Origin of the sequence: Pseudomonas halotolerans, assembly GCF_039581215.1 — a bacterium.
GTDB lineage: Bacteria > Pseudomonadota > Gammaproteobacteria > Pseudomonadales > Pseudomonadaceae > Aquipseudomonas > Aquipseudomonas tehranensis.
In genome coordinates this window covers 72,110-88,182 of sequence record NZ_JBCNTJ010000004.1, presented here as the reverse complement: position 1 = coordinate 88,182, position 16,073 = coordinate 72,110, and the positions used below count along the sequence as shown (strand labels likewise).

11 protein-coding genes are annotated in these 16,073 nt (G+C 60.7%); 6 read left to right on the top strand and 5 right to left on the bottom strand.

The window, feature by feature from the left end; translation table 11 throughout:
- Positions 1-23 precede the first annotated feature (23 nt).
- The 4 genes from AAIS01_RS07125 to AAIS01_RS07110 all read left to right on the top strand — a co-directional run bounded on the left by AAIS01_RS07125 (position 24) and on the right by AAIS01_RS07110 (position 5,093).
- Entirely contained in the window at positions 24-656 is a 633-nt protein-coding gene (locus tag AAIS01_RS07125; RefSeq protein WP_343468427.1) for a TRAP transporter small permease, read from the top strand.
- Complete coding sequence (dctM, locus tag AAIS01_RS07120; RefSeq protein ID WP_343468426.1) at positions 653-1,936, top strand: C4-dicarboxylate TRAP transporter large permease protein DctM; 1,284 nt, start codon at positions 653-655, stop codon at positions 1,934-1,936. The genes AAIS01_RS07125 and dctM overlap by 4 nt, the downstream gene beginning before the upstream one ends.
- A 106-nt stretch (positions 1,937-2,042) precedes the next feature.
- Positions 2,043-3,038: a TRAP transporter substrate-binding protein gene (locus AAIS01_RS07115; RefSeq protein ID WP_214915822.1), complete on the top strand. Its 996-nt coding sequence runs from the start codon at positions 2,043-2,045 to the stop codon at positions 3,036-3,038.
- Positions 3,039-3,185: 147 nt separating this feature from the next.
- Positions 3,186-5,093, top strand: a complete 1,908-nt coding sequence (locus tag AAIS01_RS07110; protein WP_343468425.1) for an alkaline phosphatase D family protein — start codon at positions 3,186-3,188, stop codon at positions 5,091-5,093.
- A 143-nt stretch (positions 5,094-5,236) separates the two neighbouring features.
- On the opposite strand, the gene AAIS01_RS07105 is transcribed toward AAIS01_RS07110, so the two are convergent.
- From AAIS01_RS07105 to AAIS01_RS07085, 5 genes are all read right to left on the bottom strand, one after another.
- Positions 5,237-5,737, bottom strand: a complete 501-nt coding sequence (locus AAIS01_RS07105; RefSeq protein WP_343468424.1) for a methylated-DNA--[protein]-cysteine S-methyltransferase — start codon at positions 5,735-5,737, stop codon at positions 5,237-5,239.
- Between the two features lie 197 nt (positions 5,738-5,934).
- Positions 5,935-8,664: a winged helix-turn-helix domain-containing protein gene (locus tag AAIS01_RS07100; protein WP_343468423.1), complete on the bottom strand. Its 2,730-nt coding sequence runs from the start codon at positions 8,662-8,664 to the stop codon at positions 5,935-5,937.
- A 319-nt stretch (positions 8,665-8,983) separates the two neighbouring features.
- Entirely contained in the window at positions 8,984-10,348 is a 1,365-nt protein-coding gene (locus tag AAIS01_RS07095; protein WP_343468422.1) for a DUF1329 domain-containing protein, read from the bottom strand.
- 25 nt (positions 10,349-10,373) lie between these two features.
- The gene (locus AAIS01_RS07090; protein ID WP_186657591.1) at positions 10,374-12,239 is read right to left on the bottom strand and encodes a DUF1302 domain-containing protein; all 1,866 of its coding nucleotides are present in this window, start codon (positions 12,237-12,239) and stop codon (positions 10,374-10,376) included.
- 336 nt (positions 12,240-12,575) lie between these two features.
- A complete protein-coding gene (locus AAIS01_RS07085; RefSeq protein ID WP_343468421.1) occupies positions 12,576-14,258 on the bottom strand; it encodes a fatty acid--CoA ligase in 1,683 nt (560 codons plus the stop codon).
- A gap of 269 nt (positions 14,259-14,527) precedes the next feature.
- On the opposite strand from AAIS01_RS07085, the gene AAIS01_RS07080 reads away from it, so the two are divergent.
- Together AAIS01_RS07080 and AAIS01_RS07075 are read left to right on the top strand one after the other, a co-directional pair.
- Entirely contained in the window at positions 14,528-15,442 is a 915-nt protein-coding gene (locus AAIS01_RS07080; protein ID WP_343468420.1) for a glycosyltransferase family 2 protein, read from the top strand.
- Complete coding sequence (locus AAIS01_RS07075) at positions 15,439-16,056, top strand: CatB-related O-acetyltransferase (RefSeq protein WP_343468419.1); 618 nt, start codon at positions 15,439-15,441, stop codon at positions 16,054-16,056. The genes AAIS01_RS07080 and AAIS01_RS07075 overlap by 4 nt, the downstream gene beginning before the upstream one ends.
- The last annotated feature ends 17 nt before the right edge of the window (positions 16,057-16,073 follow it).

Sequence of the window (16,073 nt, the reverse complement as noted above, 5' to 3'; positions counted from 1 at the left end):
CCCCCCTGCAGGAGATGTCATCCATGAACGCCCTTCGGCGCATCTGGGAACACTTCGAGGAAGGTTTCATTGCCTTTCTTCTGGCCGCCATGACGCTGGTTACTTTCGTCTATGTGGTACTCAACAACCTCTACACCGTTTTCTATAGCCTCGGCGACAACTGGCCTGCCGCTAGCACACCGGCGTTCGCCATTGGCGACAGCATCATGGGCATGGCCCAGGCCATGACCTGGAGCAGCTCGCTGACCAAGGCGCTGTTTGGCTGGCTGATCTTTTTTGGTTTGTCGTACGGCGTGCGCACGGCCGGGCACATCGGCGTGGATGCGCTGGTGAAACTGGCAAGCAAGCCGGTACAACGCTTTATCGGCGTCATCGCTTGCCTGTGCTGCCTGACCTACGCCGGGCTGCTGGCCGTTGCCAGTTTTGAATGGATCAACACCCTGATGATCGCGCAGATCGGCGCAGAGGACCTGGGCCACTTTGGCATCATGCAATGGCACATCGGCCTGATCGTGCCGGTGGGTTTTGCGTTGGTGTTTATCCGTTTCGCGGAAATTCTCGTGCGCATCCTGATGAATCGTCAAACCGGCCTGGGCCTGGCCGATGAAGCAGCCGAAGCCATCAAACTGACCGACCACGAGGAAGACAAGCCATGACCATTGCCTTCCTGTTCATCGCGCTGTTCGTGCTGATGTTTATCGGCGTGCCCATCGCCATTTCGTTGGGACTGGCCGGTTCGCTGACGATCATTTACTTCAGCCCGGACTCGGTGCGCTCACTGGCAATCAAGCTGTTCGAAACCTCTGAACACTACACGCTGCTGGCGATTCCGTTCTTCCTGCTGGCCGGTGCGTTCATGACCACCGGCGGCGTAGCGCGACGGTTGATCGACTTTGCCAACGCTTGTGTCGGCCACATCCGTGGCGGCCTGGCGATTGCCGCGGTGCTGGCGTGCATGCTGTTTGCAGCGTTGTCGGGCTCAAGTCCTGCGACGGTAGCGGCCGTCGGCTCCATTGCCATTGCCGGTATGGTGCGCTCGGGTTATCCACAGTCGTTCGGCGCCGGCATCGTCTGCAACGCCGGTACCCTGGGCATCCTGATTCCGCCGTCGATCGTGATGGTGGTATACGCCGCCGCGACCGAAACCTCGGTGGGCAAGCTATTCATGGCCGGGGTGATCCCGGGCCTGCTGTTGGGCTTATCGTTGATGGTGGCGATCTACATCGTTGCCGTGAAGAAAAACCTGCCGGCCCTGCCTCGGGCGACGTTCCGTGAATGGCTGTCCACGGCCCGCAAGGCGCTCTGGGGACTGCTGCTGATGGTGATCATCCTCGGCGGAATTTACTCCGGGATGTTCACCCCCACTGAAGCGGCTGCCGTTGCGGCGGTGTATTCGGCATTCATCGCACTGTTCGTCTACAAGGACCTGACGTTCCGTGAGACGCCCAAGGTGCTGCTCGAATCGGCCAAGCTGAGCATCATGCTGATGTTCATCATCGCCAACGCCATGCTGTTTGCCCATGTGCTGACCACCGAGCAACTGCCGCAGCAAATCACCGCATGGGTGATCGAGGCCGGGCTGACACCGGTGACCTTCCTGCTGGTGGTGAACATCGTGCTGCTGGTTGCCGGTGCGTTCATGGAGCCGTCGGCGATCATCCTGATCCTGGCGCCGATCCTGTTCCCTATCGCCATGCAACTGGGCATCGACCCGATCCACCTGGGCATCATCATGGTGGTGAACCTGGAGATCGGCCTGATCACGCCGCCGGTGGGGCTCAACCTGTTCGTCACCTCAGCGGTGACCGGCATGTCACTGCCCGCCACCATCCGCGCGGCCATGCCATGGCTGATGATCCTGCTCGCGTTCCTGATACTGATTACCTATGTGCCATGGATCTCACTGGCATTGCCGAACTGGTTGGGGATGAGCTAAGCCCGACTGCACAAAGCGCTGTGGCGAGGGAGTTTGTTCCCTCGTCACGGCGGTGTCGGGCCAAGTGTCCGTGCCCCATCATCGACAATAAAAGGGAAGCCTTGCAATGCTCAAACCTCTATGGAAAGCGCTTGTTTATTCCCTCAGTTTCAGCGTGTTGGGCACCGCCATGGCGGCTGACCCCATCGTGATCAAATTTTCCCATGTGGTCGCCGAGCAAACGCCCAAGGGCCAGGGCGCGTTGATGTTCAAGAAACTGGTGGATGAACGATTGCCGGGCCGGGTGCAGGTCGAGGTGTATCCCAACTCCACGTTGTTTGGCGATGACAAGGAGATGGAAGCGCTGCTGCTGGGTGACGTGCAGATCATTGCGCGCTCGCTGGCCAAGTTCGATCAGTACACCCGATCCGTGCAGCTGTTCGACTTGCCGTTTCTGTTCAACGACATTGCTGCGGTGGACCGCTTCCAGCAGAGCCCGGAAGGCCAGAAACTGCTCAAATCCATGGAAAGCAAGAACATCACGGGTCTGGCCTATTGGCACAACGGCATGAAGCAGTTGTCGGCCAACAAACCCCTGCGTGTACCCGAGGACGCCCGTGGCTTGAAATTCCGGGTGCAGAGTTCGGCCGTGCTGGAAGAGCAATTCAAGGCGGTGGACGCCCGGCCCCAACCGATGATTTTCTCTGTGGTGTACCAAGGCCTGCGCACCGGGTTGGTCAACGGCACGGAAAACACTTACTCAAATTTCTACAACCAGAAACAGCATCAGGTGCAGAAGTACATCACCGAATCCAACCACGGCATCCTCGACTACATGCTGATTGCCTCGTCCGACTTCTGGAATGGCCTGCCGCCGGATATCCGTACCGAACTGGACAAGATCGTGGCCGAGGCCACCGCCTATGCAAACAGTGAGGCGGACCGACTGAACCAGCAGGACAAGCAGTTCATTCTCGACGCCGGGACCACCGAAATCATCAGCCTCACGCCCCAGCAGCGCAACGCCTGGCGCGACAAGATGAAACCGGTGTGGGCCAAGTTCGAAAAGGAAATCGGCCCCGACCTGATCAAAGCCGCAGAAGCGTCCAACCAGGCGCAGTGATGCAGCAAAGTCCAGTGCCCCCCCTGGAGAGGGAGCTTGCTCCCTCTCCACAAAGGCCGGAGCACATCGCCTTTTCAGCGAATCCCAGCTACGTGGCGCATTGCGTTATGATCCCCGCCTCTATCGGAACCAGAGCTTTACCCGCGAATGTTGCCGTCCCCACCTGACATCTCCCCTGCCTTGCCCCCAGTCCTGGTCGGCCCGCTGTTGCGGCGGCTGGAGCCCACGCGGCTGGTGATGTGGTTGGTGGGTACCCGCCCGCTCAGGTTGACGCTACATGTGGACGGTGTGGGTGATGTCACCCTGGATGCCCCGCGTTGCACCGTCGTGCCGGTGGGGCAGCAGGCTTTTGTGCACCTGATCGATGTGCGACTCGACACCGCCCTGCCCCAGGACGTGGCGATTGACTACGACCTGCTGGTGGACGGCGCCCCCATTGCCGAATGGGCGCCCCATCTGCTGTATGGCCAGGCGCAGCGTCCGAACTTCGTCCTGCACTCGCGTATCGATCAATTGGTCCATGGCTCCTGCCGCAAACCCCACTACCCGACCAACGACGGCTTGCTCTGCGTCGACCGGCTGTTGGCACAAGCCCCGCAGCAGCGGCCGGCGCTGTTAATGATGAGCGGTGATCAGGTCTACGCCGACGACGTCGCCGGGCCGACACTGCGGGCGATTCATGCATTGATCGAACGGCTGGGGCTGTTCGAGGAATGCCTGGACGGCGCGGTGGTAGAAGACAGCGCCAAGCTCTATGAACACCCGGCCAGTTACTACCACCGCGCCGATCTTTTACCGGCGCTGGAAAGCAACGAAACCCTGCGCGAACGGTTTTTCGGCGGGGCCCGCAAGCCGATTTTCACCAGCAGCAGCGCCGACAATCATCTGGTGACCTTCGCTGAAGTCATGGCGATGTACCTGTTGGTGTGGTCACCTGTGCCGTGGACGCTGATCGATCCGCAACCACCGCAACTGACCGCCGAGCGGCGCCAGCGTTACGACCTGGAACAGCAGCGCATCGATGGCTTCAAGGCGAGTCTTGGGGGCGTGGCGCGGGTGTTTGCGCACCTGTCATGCCTGATGATTTTCGACGACCACGACATCACCGATGACTGGAACTTATCCGCGCAGTGGGAAGAAACGGCCTACGGCCACCCGTTCTCCAAGCGCATCATCGGCAATGCACTGATCGCCTACATGCTCTGCCAGGGCTGGGGCAACAACCCCGACGCGTTCGATGAGGTGGTCCAGCAAACTCTGGCCCTGAGCGACACTGCCCAGGACCGCTACCTGGACAGCGGCCCACAGGACAAACTGATCGACACGTTGCTGGGTTTCCAGCAATGGCACTACGTGCTGCCGACCACCCCGGCCCTGGTGGTGCTCGACACCCGCACCCGTCGCTGGCGCAGCGAGCGCAATCTCAAGCAGCCTTCGGGATTGCTCGACTGGGAAGCCCTGAGCGAACTTCAGCAGGAGCTGCTGGATCACCCCTCGGCGATCATCGTTTCACCAGCGCCGATCTTCGGTGTGAAGCTGATCGAAACCGTGCAACGGGTATTCAGTTGGTGCGGCTATCCGTTGCTGGTGGATGCGGAAAACTGGATGGCCCATCGCGGCGCGGCGCAGGTGATCCTGAACATTTTCCGGCACTCGCGCACACCGGGTAATTACGTGGTGCTGTCCGGGGATGTGCATTATTCCTTCGTCTATGAAGTGCTGATCCCCCACCGCAGGGGCGGCCCGCGCATCTGGCAGATCACCAGCAGCGGCATCAAGAACGAGTTCCCGCCGGCGCTGCTGGAATGGTTCGATCGCCTCAACCGTTGGCTCTACTCTCCCCGCTCGCCCCTGAACTGGTTCACCAAGCGCCGCAGCATGCGCATCATTCCTCACACCCCGGAACACGCCGAGGCCGGCGAGCGGTTGTGGAACTCGGCGGGGATCGGGCAGGTGTTCTTCAATGAGCAGGGGCAGCCGACGCAGATATTCCAGCACAACGCCAACGGTAAACCGCCGACGCGCATGCGGGCGCCGCAAGAGCCTGCGGCCTGAACCGAGTGGGCACTGCACACAATTTGTGGGAGCGAGCCTGCTCGCGATGGCTCTGGTACAGCCAGCATTTTTGCAAGCTGACACTCCGCTATCGCGAGCAGGCTCGCTCCCACAGGGTTTAGTGGCGCTCCACAATTAAGCATTCAAAACACCAACTGCAGCGTCTGCTGACCTTCCAGGCTCAGGAGGAACTGTTTGGCCGCAAGGCCGCCCGCAAAGCCGGTGAGGCTGCCGGAGGTGCCGATGACGCGGTGACAGGGGGCGATGATGGAAATGGGGTTGCGGCCGTTGGCGGCACCTACCGCCCGTACCGCCGTGGGTTGGCCGAGCTGGATGGCGATGTCGCGGTAACTGCGGGTTTCACCGAAGGGAATCGTCAGCAGCGCCTGCCAGACCCGGACCTGGAATTCGGTGCCGGCAAAGTCCAGTTCCAGATCGAAGTGCCTGCGCTGGCCGGCGAAATACTCCATGAGCTGGCGTTCGGTTTGCTTGAGGATCGGGTGCTGACTGTCCTCTTCCAAAGGGCCCAGGCGCACGCGGTTGAGACGTTCGTTTTCCCAGAGGATGGCCGCCAGCTTGCTGCCCCGGGCGACGAGGATCAACTCGCCCACGGGGGATGGGATGGTTTTGTACAGGGGTAACATCAGGCAATTCCTTTACTGACCTCTGACTGGCTTTTTGTGGTGAGGGGATTTATCCCCGCTGGGCTGCGAAGCAGCCCCTGGAAATTAAGACATGATTTTTGCCTGACACACCGATATCTCAGGTTTTAGGGCTGCTGCGCAGCCCAGCGGGGATAAATCCCCTCGCCACAGGGACCTCATGTCATGCCACCTTACCTCTAGCCCAACAACCCCAACACCTTGGCTCGCGCAACGGCCTGGGTGCGGCGCTCCACGCCGAGCTTGCTGTTGATATGGCTGGCGTGGGTCTTGACCGTGTGCAGCGAGATGAACAACTGCTCGCTGATTTCCTGGTTCGAGCAGCCTTGGGCAATCAATTGCAGTACCGCCCGCTCGCGGCTGCTGAGGGTTTCGACGGGGGCCGATGAATCGGCAGCCACCGTCGACGGCAGGCACTCGAGCAGGTTCTGGCGCAAGGGACTGGGTGGCGCGCGCAACAATTGCTCGCGCAGCCACTCCCGATGTTCGCCCAGCAACCATTCGAACGGCTGCAACACACCGCCAGCGGCGGCTTCGAGGGCTTGGGCCAGGGTACTGCGGGCTTCGGGTTCGCGACCGACGCTCAGCAGCAAGGCGACCTTCTGGTTAAGCGCCATCACACTGAGCATCTGCCGGCCGGTTTGCTGGCCGTGTTCAAGCAACGCATTGAGCCGTCCTTCGGCCAACATGGGCTGACCCCGGATGGACTCCAGCACCGCCTGTTGCAGCTCGACATGCAGCGGCAGTTGCGGGTGGAACTCCGGCGGCGCGGCGGCCCGTTCACCGGTGTAGGTCTGCCCCAGCCGCGCCAGCCAGGCTTCGGCCAGGTCCGTACGGCCCTGGGCCAGCCAGAGTTCGCATTTGACCAGGGTGATCATCGCCAGGTAGTAGATCGGCGGAACGTCCCAGATATGCATCAGGCGCTCGGCTTCGGCCAGTTCGGCAAAAGCCCGGGCGAATTCGCGAGCATGGCCTTCAACCCGCGCGATCACGCAGTGGCCGATCAACACGCTGATATCGCGGCACGCCCGCGCTTCGTTGAGGCCGGCCTGTAAGCGCGCCAATCCGGCCTGGGGCTGCATGCGCAGGGTCAGCAAAAAACCTTCGTACAGAATCAACCGCGCCCGCACGGCATACAGCCGTTGGGGTGAGAGTGCGTGCAAACGTTGCAGGCCCTGATGCACTTCATCGAGCGCCCGCAGGATCTCCCCTCGCGCCTGCAAAACCCGGGCGCGATCATAATGGGCCAGGGCCTCGAACAACGGGTTACCGACGCGCTGCGCCAGCTCCAGGGAATCGCGGTTCAAGGCCCGGGCGCGCCACAGGTCACCGTCGGCAATCGCCAGGTTCGACAGCGTGGACAGGCACATCAGCCGTTGGCCATAACGCTTTTGCGGCAGGCTCTCCAAGGCTTCGGTGCAATAACGCACAGTCGCCTGGCGATCGCCACGGCCACGGGCAATGATTCCGCTCAGGGCCAGCCATTGGGCAAGCATGGATTTTTGCGCCGTGGCCGAAGGCGCGGGTAAGAACCGACTCAGATGGGCGGCCAGTTCTTCGGCGGCGTCCAACTGGCAGGCCAGCCCCAGCGCCCAGCTGTACAGCACGATCAAGCGCGGCGTGCTGATAAGCAGGCTGTCGGGCAAGTCCATTTTCCAGCGCAGCAACATGCCGACGTTCTGCTCGGCCAGCAATTGCTCCTCCGAGAGGTTCTGCACCAGGTTCGCCGCCACATCCAGGTGCCCGGCCCGCAGCGCCTGCTCCACGGCCTCGTCGATCAGGCCCTGGGCGTTGAACCAGCGGCAGGCCCGCAGGTGCAGGGTCGCGGCCGGCACCATGGCCGGCGCACTGGGCCGGCTGCGCAGCAAGTCGGAGAACAGGTGGTGGTAACGGTACCAGTGGCCATGCTCGTCCAGCGGCACCAGAAACACCTGGTGGGCCGCCAGATACTCCAGGATTTGGGCGCTGTCATGGGCTTCGCGTACGGCATCGCACAGTTCGCTGCAAAAACGCTCCTGGGACGCGGTGTCGTAGAGAAACGCCTGCACCTCGGCGGGCAAACAGTCGATGACTTCCTCAAGCAGGTAATCGCGGATCAGCCCTTCGCCGCCATGCAGCGCCTGGGGCATGCGGCCCTCAGTCCCGGCCTCGGAAGCGGCCAGCAACCAAAAGCGCAGCCCGGCCACCCAGCCTTCACTGCGCTGGATCAGGCTCTCCAAAGCTTCCCCGCGTAACGAGCTGCTGTGGTGCTGCAGCAGGGTCTGGGCTTCTTCATGGGTCAGGCGCAGGTCCTGCTCGTTCAGTTCGAGCAGTTGGCGCGACAGACGCAGGCGCGCCAGATGCCAGTCCGGGCGCTGTCGACTGGTGACCAGCACCAGCAAACCTTCGGGCAGATGATTAAGGAAAAATTGCAGGCAACGGTCCAGCACCGGGCTTTGGGCCAAGTGGTAGTCGTCGAGCACCAGCAGCAAGGGTGTATCCGGCGACAGATGCGCGGACAGTTCATCCAGCAGGCCGTCGAGCCACTCTTCGAAGGCGAAAGGTTGGTGGCGCTGGCGCATTTTCAGCAGCCCCAACGCCCGCCCTCCCAACTGCGGGAAGAACGCCTGGAGCCCTTCGAGCAGCCGTTCCAGAAAGCGCCCCGGATCGTTGTCCCGGGCACTGAGCCCCAGCCAGAGGCTTTGCCAATGAGCCGGCAGACTCTGGCAGAACTCCACCGCCAGTGAACTTTTGCCGAACCCGGCCGGGGCGCTCACCAACAGCAATCGGCCTCCCAACCCCGCCCTCAAACGCTCGCACAACCGCGGCCGCACGACGTGACCATCGGGCAAGGGCGGGCGGTAGAAACGCCCGTCCTGAACCGCGACGGCAGTGCGGGCAGAACCCGGAAGTGAAGACAGATCAGTCATGGCCGGCTCTTGTTGGAGTGCGGGTGGCGGCGTTGCCGATGTCCGCAGACTAGCGGTAAACGCAGAGGTATTGAAGGGAGCTGCTACAAATGGCTACAAAAAGGCTACAAGCCGACCGACTCGAAAAACTCAGATAGCCACCGCTCTTGTGGCGCTTTGATCATTCCCACGCAGGAGCAAGGGAATGATCGAGCTTTTTGGGGCTGCTTCGCAGCCCAGCGGGGATAAATCCCCTCGCCACAGGGGTTTTGTGTCAGGCAAAAAAACGCCCCGAACCAGTCGGGGCGTTTTTTGAGGATGCGGCCTCGGGTGAAGCTGTTTAGCGGATACCCTCCTGGCGCAGGGCGTTAGGCGTGAATTCGGCGGTGGTGGCGGTGAAGCCGAAGTCGTAGGCCGATTTCTCTTCGTTCTTCATGCCCAGCGCCAGATAGCGGCCGGACTGCAGGTCGTAGAGGGTCTCCAGGGCATACCACGGCACTTGCTTGTCGTAGTAGTTCTCGGCATGGGCCTCGGCAACGCGCCACAGTTGGCCACGACCATCGTAATGGTCGATCACTGCGGCTTGCCAGGTGTCTTCGTCGATGTAGAAGTCACGCTTGGCGTAGATATGGCGTTGGCCTTCCTTCAGGGTCGCGGTCACATGCCAGACACGACGCAGCTCGTAGCGAGCCAGGTCCTGATTGATATGGCCGGCCTTGATGATGTCGGCGTACTTGAGCTGAGGCGAATCGATCTTGTAGCTGTTGGAGGCAATGTACAGTTCTTTCTTGCCCACCAGTTTCCAGTCGTAGCGATCCGGCGCACCGTTGTACATGTCCAGGTTGTCGGAGGTACGCAGGCCGTCGGCGGCGGTACCCGGGCCGTCATAGGAGACCTGCGGCGCACGACGTACACGACGCTGGCCGGCGTTGTAGACCCACGCAGAGCGCGGTTCCTTGACCTGGTCGAGGGTTTCGTGCACCAGCAGTACGCCACCGGCCAGACGCGCCGGCGCGGTCACTTGCTGCTTGAAGTAGAACAGGATGTTGCCAGGGTTGGCCGGATCGAAATCCTTCATCTTGTCGCGGAACACGAACTGGTCCCTGAAGTACACCAGGCTGTAGGAACCGTTGGGCTGCGGCGTGGCCTGGGTCACCAGGCGAGTCACACTGCCGCCGCGATAGCGGGTGATGTGGTTCCAGATCACTTCCACTCCGCTCTGGGGAATCGGGAACGGCACAGCCGTCTCGAAGTTCTCCAGACCGTTACCGCCGGACACCAGCTTGGTGTTCACCGCGTTTTTCTTGATGGAGGCGAACACCTCATCCGGCACCGTGGCACCGCGATGGGATGGGTAGACCGGCATCTTGAAGCTTTCCGGGTAGCGCTTGAACATCGCGTACTGGCCCGGTGCAAGTTTGTCTTTGTACTGATCGACGTTCTGCGCGGTGATGGTGAACAGCGGTTTTTCACTGGCAAACGGGTCGGACAGGAAGCCCTTGCTGTCCACGCTGCCGGAGTTCTTGGCCATGGGCTTCCAGGCAGGGATCGAACCGTCGGCATTGCCGGCCATTTCGGCGCCCATCGGCGTCAGGCTTTTGCCCAGTTTATCGGCGTCGGCGGCAGGTACGGCTGCCATGACGCTGGCGGCCAGCAGGGATAGCCCCAAAACACCGACCTGCAACAGACTCTTTGTTATTTTCATAGTGTGTCGTCCTGAAATACTGTGCTTAGAAGGTCACGCCGACGCTGAGCGCCAGGAAGTCGCGATCGTCCACGGTGCTGAAGTCGCCACCAAAGAAGTTGGTGTAGGCCAGGCTCGCGTTGTAGGTGTTCTGATACTCGGCATCCAGGCCGAGGCTGACAGCTTTGCGGCCTTCTTCGAAGTTACCGCCTGGGCCTGGCGAGTAGCCTTTGACGTCGTGGGACCAGGCCACGTTGGGCTTGAGGTTCACGCCGGCGAACACGTCCGGGTATTCCCAGATGGCGCGAGCGCGATAGCCCCAGGAGGTGGAGGTGGTGAAGCCATCGTTGTTGCAATTGCTGTTCACATCGGCACTGGTCTGGCCGCCACCTGCCGCGGTCGAGCCATTGAGCACGTTACAGAAATTGTTAGGCAGTTCGCCTGGGCCGAACACCGGGTCACGGCCGTAGCGAGCGTCGGATTTGCTTTCCAGGCCGCCCACGTAGGTCACGCCGACTTCGCCCACCAGGGTCAGACGGCTGGCGCCCATGACCTGATCCAGGAAGTGGGTGAACGTGGTCTGGAACTGAGTGATCTCCTTGCGGTTATAGCCATGCAGGTCCTGACCCGGGGAGCCAGGGAGTACCGAAGCATTGCCAAGCCCTGGAAGTGGCGTTACACCGGCGAAAAGAATGTCGGTGGTGCTCAGTTGTACCGGGGCGTTCGGGCGATAGCTCAGTTCACCGCTCCACGCCGTACCGGTAGGCAAGGTGGTGGAGAAACTCAAACCGTAGAGACGGATGTCTTCAGGGTATTCGATGAAGTAGTTCGAGTTACCCGCCACCAGCAAAGGCGACAACGCAGCGAACGCAGGCGGCAAGCTGGCTGCCAGGTCAAAGATGGACTGCGGAGCACCAGTGGCACTGAAAATCGGTGCACGGCTGTGGTAGTTCATGAAGTAGGCACCGAACTCGGTGTCCAGCGGCTCGAACATGTACTTGAACGACACGCCCCACTGGCCGCTGTCGCGGGCATCACGATCCGGACCGCGACGCACCAGCACGCCTTCTTCGTTGACGTCGACGCCGAGCGCCTCCGCTGGGCCCAATGCGGCCGTCGGCAGCGTAGAGCGCTTGTTCAATACCCGCAGGTTATCGCTGCAACCATCGGCAACCACGTCCGGCTGGGAGAAGAACGTACCGCAGTTATCCACAACGGTCTGGTCCCACTCCAGTTGGTAGAACGCCTCGGCCGACAGGTTGTCGGTCAGGCTCTGGGACACATAGAACATGTTGACCGGAATCAGGCCTTCCTTGATCTCGGCACCAGGACGACGGAACGCCGACACGTCGACCGGGTTGATCGAGTTGATCCCGCCCTGGATGAAGGTGCTTTCACCCCAGCTGACCACCTGTTTGCCCAGGCGAACCGAACCGGGCTGATCGGCAATGGCGTAGTTGTGGTAGATGAACGCATCGAGAATCTGCCCGCCGGAAGACTTGGCGCCTTCCTTGCGGTTGCTGTCACTGATGTCCTTGTACAGGCGATGTTCGTCCTTGAGTTCGAAGTCGTACCAGTACTTGCCGCGCACAAACACGCCGGTATCGCCGTACTTCAGTTCCAGGTCGTGGATGCCCTTGAAGATCTTCGAAAAGGTTTCCCCGCGCTTGAAGTTCAGGTGACCGTCGTCGGAGGTCTGGGACAGGCCCTTGCCGCCGTTGTTGACGCCGATCAGGTCCCGGTTGGCCTTGGCCGTGGACCAGCTTGCGCCTACCGACAGGGACGAGTCGAACTGGCCCTCGATTTCACCGATGTTGAAACTGACGCCGAATGCTGGCCCGGCGAGCGAAGAGGCGAGACTGACCGCCAGAGGCAGTTTTGCCCGGCGCCAGAACGTGTTTGCTGAGGTCATCGACGCTACTCCATGTGCTTTTATTTTTATGGCAGTCAGTATTGTCCAAGAACACTTTCAACGGCTGGGAATGGCAACGTTCCACCCCCGTTCAAAGTCGCATCGCCCGTTTAGTGCGTGCGCCCCGTTCTTGAAAATCCTTAAACGGACTATAGCCAGCAGGTAGTACGGCTTGATCCCTCTAAAGTGTGATTTGCAGCCCGCGACCACTCTGGAACAGTCCTTTCGCCAGGCCGACAGATGTCGGCACGGCAAGGATGGCTGAAATTTTCGGTTTGACAAGGCAAGCGCTTGCTTGGTGGGGCTGCCGTGCCCTTTTGGGCACGGCAAAAACGTTTAAAGCGTGGACAGAAAAGTGCTGTTGTTGCTCTGCCATTCGGTGATGTCGATGCGGATACGCTTCTTGTCGAGCTTGCCGACGCTGGTCTTGGGAATTTCCGTAACAAGGGCGATCTGGCTCGGGATCGCCCACTTGCTCAGGTGCCCCAATTCGACGAACGGCTTGAGATGTTCCTTGAGCTCGCGAGCCCCGATCTGATGCCCTTCGCGGATGACCAGCAAGGCAAATGGGCGCTCGCCCCACTGCGGATCGGGAATACCCACCACTGCTACTTCGCGTACCGCCACATGACGGCTGATGAGGTCTTCCAGGTCCAGGGACGAGATCCATTCACCGCCGGTCTTGATCACGTCCTTGATGCGATCACGAATATCGATCACGCCCATGCTGTCCAGCGTGGCAACGTCGCCGGTGTGCAGCCAGCCGCCGGCCCAGAGCTCGGCACCCTTCTGCGGTTCGTTGAAATAACCCTCGGTGAGCCACGGTGCACGCAGCACCAGCTCGCCCTGGGTCTCGCCGTCAGCCGGCAGGAAACGCCCCTCGGCGTCGACAATCGCCGCTTCCACGAGCGGCCCTGGTACGCCAGCCTTGATCCGATAGGTGATGCGTTCGTCTTCGCTGCCGGCCATCAATTCGTCGTTGAGGTGGGCGCAAGACACCAGCGGGCCGGTTTCCGACATGCCGTAGGCGGCGGTGAGCTGGATGCCCCTGGCCTTGGCCGCTTCGTACAGGCTACGGTTCAGGGCGCTGCCGCCAATGACGATTTTCCAGCCTCCAAAATCAGTCTCCTGGGCGCCCTTGGCATTGAGGACCATTTGCAGGATGGTCGGCACGCAGTGGGAAAAGGTCACGTTCTCCTTGCGCCACAACTGCACCAGGAACTCGGGGTCATAACGGCCGGGGTAGACCTGTTTGAGCCCGAGCATGGTCGCCACGTACGGCAGGCCCCAGGCGTGGACATGAAACATCGGCGTGATCGGCATGTACACGTCGTTGGTACCCAGCAACCGCACACTGTCGATGGCGCCCATGATGGTCGCCACGCCCATGGTGTGCAGCACCAGTTGCCGATGAGTGAAGTACACGCCCTTGGGGTTGCCGGTGGTGCCGGTGGTATAGAACGTGGTGGCGACCGAGTTTTCGTCGAAATCCTCGAAGTCGTAGGCGGGGCTGGCGGCGGCGAGCAACTGTTCGTATTCGCCCACCATGTTCGGCAGGTCGGCGGTCTTTTCAGGCAAGTCAGTCAGCAGGAGGTTTTTTTCCACGGTCGTCAGGTGCCCGGCAATCGCCTGGTACAAACCGACGAACTCGCTGTTGACCAGCACGAAGCGGTCTTCAGCGTGGTTCATGGTGTAGAGGATCTGTTCCGGTGACAGGCGCACGTTGATGGTGTGGATCACCGCGCCGATCATCGGGATCGCAAACATGCATTCCAGGTAACGATGGCTGTCCCAGTCCATCACCGCCACGGTATCACCGGCCTTGACCCCGGCCTCGGTCAGCACATTGGCCAACCGCGCGACGCGTTCGATCAGGGTCGGATAGCTGTAGCGCAACTGGTCGCGGTAAATGATCTCGCGGGTTTTCTCGTAACGCGCACCGGACATCAGCAGCCGCTTGATCAGCAGCGGGTATTGATAAGCGCCTTCGGCTGGAGGAATAACGCGAGTCTGCAACATAAGAGTCCCTTTTCTGACTGCACGGTCGTGGCTGGAGGTAAGCACTTTAGAGCGCGGCTACGCGGATCAAATCAGCCAAAGGAATGATTTGATCCGCCCGCAAATACTAGCCTTGAGCCACCTAACCGCAGGTTTTGCACGGTTTATGTGGGTTAAACCTTGTCAGAGTTGGATCCAGCAGCGAGCATAGGTGTCAACGTCGTTACAAAAGCCCGTGGGTAAGTGCTCTCACAGGCTCACCCGATACCACCCGCTTTTTGCAGAGAATCATGAACACCGACCTGACTTCTTCCCCGGCCATCGCGCCACAGAGTGAGCCGCTCGTGTCGATCGTGGCCCCTTGCTACAACGCCGAGAAATACCTGGAAGAAGCGATCCACAGCATCTTTGCCCAGGATTATCCGAACGTTGAGGTCATCGTGGTCGATGACGGCTCCACCGACAACAGCCTCGCCATGCTCCGGCAGTTGCAACAGACCTACGACTTTCAGCTGTACTCCCAGGAAAATCAGGGTGTCAGCGCGGCGCTCAACCACGGGTTGAAGTACGCCAAGGGCGATTACATCTCGACCCCGGACCTTGACGACATCATGTTGCCCCACTCGGTCCGGGTCCGCGCCCAGTATCTGAACGAGCATCCGCAAGTCGGTTGTGTCGGCGCCTTGATCATCTACATGGACAGTGAAGGCCACACCATCAAGGAGCAACAGCGCGACCATATCCAGGTGCATACCTTCGACGACCTTCTACGCAACGCTGCGGTAATCGGCGCGCCAACAGCGCTGTATCGTATGAGCGCACTGCGGGACGCCGGTTTTTATGATCCATTGCTGCGGGTCCAGGATTTCCAGATCACCTTGCGGATCGCCCACAAGGGTTATGAAATTCATGAACTACCGGTTTGTGTGACGCGCTATCGACGCCACCCCAATAACCTGTCGAGAAAATACCGGTTGATGCTCAAGGCCGACCTGCAGGCTATCGAGCCCTATCGAGCCCACCCCGCCTATGGGGCGGCCCGCACGGTGCTGGTTCACAAAGCGCTGAAGTACGCGGTGGTCGAAGACCGCAAAGAAGCCTGGCGGCTGCTGCGCAGCATCCCGTGGCGCCACCTGAACGCAACCAGCCTGAAGCGCTTCAAGCGACTGGTCTTGCGACGCCCGACAGCGAGGCCTCGTCCTTGAATTTTCTGAAAAAGCTCAAAGAGCGCAAAGTACGCAAACATCTCAAGCGCCTGGAGAAACTCGAGAGAGCGCCGGAAAAAATCCGTTTGCGCTATCCGAAATACCAGATTGGTGTGGGCACGTATGGCATTCCCGAAGTCATGGAGTTCGGCGACGACACGATCCTCAAGGTCGGGTCTTATACCTCGATCGCTCAAGGCGTGAAAATCCTGCTGGGTGGCGGGCATCGCACCGACTGGGTCAGCACCTTTCCGTTCCCGCTGATGATCGAACAGGCCCAGGGTATTCCGGGCTGCAACCCAACCAAGGGCGACGTGGTGATTGGCAGCGACTGCTGGATCTGCGCCGAAGCGATGATTCTGTCCGGGGTGACCATTGGTCATGGCGCCGTGGTCGCGGCCGGCGCCGTGGTGACGCGCGATGTCGCGCCATACGCCATCGTCGGCGGCAACCCGTGCCGGTTCATTCGCTGGCGCTTTGAGGAACCGGTACGTCAGGCCTTGCTTGAATCAGCCTGGTGGGACTGGCCGATGGAGGAGGTCAAAGCGGTGTCGCCACTGCTGTGCAGTGACAACATCGACGCCTTTCTGGAGTACGTTCGTCAACGCCACTGACCGTCCCCTGGCGGGTG

Excerpts from the sequence above, each read along its gene's own strand:
- AAIS01_RS07080 (WP_343468420.1), top strand. The coding sequence starts at position 14,528 with ATGAACACCGACCTGACTTCTTCCCCGGCCATCGCGCCACAGAGTGAG.
- AAIS01_RS07090 (WP_186657591.1), bottom strand. The coding sequence starts at position 12,239 with ATGACCTCAGCAAACACGTTCTGGCGCCGGGCAAAACTGCCTCTGGCG.
- AAIS01_RS07105 (WP_343468424.1), bottom strand. The coding sequence starts at position 5,737 with ATGTTACCCCTGTACAAAACCATCCCATCCCCCGTGGGCGAGTTGATC.
- dctM (WP_343468426.1), top strand. The coding sequence starts at position 653 with ATGACCATTGCCTTCCTGTTCATCGCGCTGTTCGTGCTGATGTTTATC.
- AAIS01_RS07125 (WP_343468427.1), top strand. The coding sequence starts at position 24 with ATGAACGCCCTTCGGCGCATCTGGGAACACTTCGAGGAAGGTTTCATT.
- AAIS01_RS07110 (WP_343468425.1), top strand. The coding sequence starts at position 3,186 with ATGTTGCCGTCCCCACCTGACATCTCCCCTGCCTTGCCCCCAGTCCTG.
- AAIS01_RS07100 (WP_343468423.1), bottom strand. The coding sequence starts at position 8,664 with ATGACTGATCTGTCTTCACTTCCGGGTTCTGCCCGCACTGCCGTCGCG.
- AAIS01_RS07115 (WP_214915822.1), top strand. The coding sequence starts at position 2,043 with ATGCTCAAACCTCTATGGAAAGCGCTTGTTTATTCCCTCAGTTTCAGC.
- AAIS01_RS07085 (WP_343468421.1), bottom strand. The coding sequence starts at position 14,258 with ATGTTGCAGACTCGCGTTATTCCTCCAGCCGAAGGCGCTTATCAATAC.
- AAIS01_RS07095 (WP_343468422.1), bottom strand. The coding sequence starts at position 10,348 with ATGAAAATAACAAAGAGTCTGTTGCAGGTCGGTGTTTTGGGGCTATCC.